The 1,075-nt window shown below is 52.2% G+C and carries 1 protein-coding gene; it reads right to left on the bottom strand.

Going from position 1 to position 1,075, the window contains the following annotated elements; all coding sequences use genetic code 11:
- Positions 1–46: 46 nt before the first annotated feature.
- The coding region (locus tag EOO50_RS17680; protein WP_290841608.1) for an NADP-dependent isocitrate dehydrogenase at positions 47–1,075 on the bottom strand (1,029 nt) is incomplete at its 5' end.

The raw sequence follows: 1,075 nt of genomic DNA, 5'->3' as shown, positions 1-1,075 counted from the left end.
GTCTATTTCTATTTCTATTTCTATTTTGTTTGTTTTACCCTACCAATTAACCCAGTTTCACTTTCAGATTCTGATCCAGTGCTTCCAGGAAATCTTCGGTGTTGAGGTAGTGTTCGCCAGCGACGAGTTTGGTGCCGCTCGGGAACGCCGACAACGCCAGATCTTTCGTCATTTTTCCGCTCTCCACGGTTTCGACACACACTTCTTCCAGCGCCAGGCTGAAGTCGATCAGCGCCTGGTTGCCGTCCAGTTTACCCCGGAAAGCCAGACCGCGCGTCCAGGCAAAAATCGACGCAATCGGGTTGGTCGAAGTCGGGTTACCTTTCTGGTGTTCGCGGTAGTGGCGCGTAACCGTACCGTGGGCGGCTTCGGCTTCCATCGTTTTGCCATCGGGCGTCACCAACACGGATGTCATCAAACCGAGTGAACCAAAGCCTTGGGCTACGGTATCCGATTGAACGTCACCGTCGTAGTTTTTACAAGCCCAGACAAAGTTACCTTCCCATTTCAGGGCCGATGCCACCATGTCGTCGATCAGGCGGTGTTCGTAGTGAACGCCTTTCGCCTTGAATTCGGCTTCGTAAATTTCCTGGAAAATATCCTTGAAACGACCGTCGTATTTTTTCAGGATCGTGTTTTTGGTCGACAGGTACAGCGGCCAGTTTTTCTGCAACGCCATATTGAAACACGCATGGGCAAAACCCCGGATGGATTCGTCCACGTTGTACATGCCCATGGCCACACCCGGCCCTTGAAACTGGTACACTTCGTATTCCTGAACGGTGCCGTCTTCGCCTTCGAACTTCATCGTCAGCTTGCCTTTGCCCGGTACCAGAAAATCCGTCGCCCGGTATTGGTCACCGAAAGCGTGCCGACCAACGATGATCGGGGCCGTCCAGTTGGTAACCAGACGCGGCACGTTTTTGATTACGATGGGTTCGCGGAAAACCGTACCGTCCAGAATGTTCCGAATGGTGCCGTTCGGCGATTTCCACATTTGTTTCAGATTGAATTCTTTGACACGGTCTTCGTCGGGCGTGATGGTGGCGCATTTGATACCGACACCGTATTCTTT

The organism is Flavobacterium sp. (assembly GCF_004211145.1).
Taxonomy (GTDB): domain Bacteria; phylum Bacteroidota; class Bacteroidia; order Flavobacteriales; family Flavobacteriaceae; genus Flavobacterium.
This window is presented reverse-complemented; position numbering and strand designations above follow the sequence as displayed.